Genomic DNA, 209 nt, shown 5'->3' with positions numbered 1-209 from the left:
TCGGCGATGCATCGTTTCACTGCTGAGTTCGGGATGGGATCAGGTGGTTCCAATGCTCTATGGTCGTCAAGAAATTCTGATGCCGATCCGTTACAGGGGTAACGTGCCAGCTAATTTCGGTAACTCTCACTAAAACAAAACCCCTGTTTGCGTAAGCAAACAGGGGTTTCGGAATTTAATCTTGACGATGACCTACTCTCACATGGGGA

The 209-nt window shown here is 47.8% G+C and carries 1 rRNA gene; it reads right to left on the bottom strand.

The window, feature by feature from the left end:
* Positions 1-71 (bottom strand): 5S ribosomal RNA (rrf, locus tag QN399_RS26775); the annotation flags it as partial.
* Positions 72-209 lie beyond the last annotated feature (138 nt).

This window comes from Pseudomonas sp. 10C3, assembly GCF_036346185.1.
Taxonomy (GTDB): Bacteria; Pseudomonadota; Gammaproteobacteria; order Pseudomonadales; family Pseudomonadaceae; genus Aquipseudomonas.
This window is presented reverse-complemented; position numbering and strand designations above follow the sequence as displayed.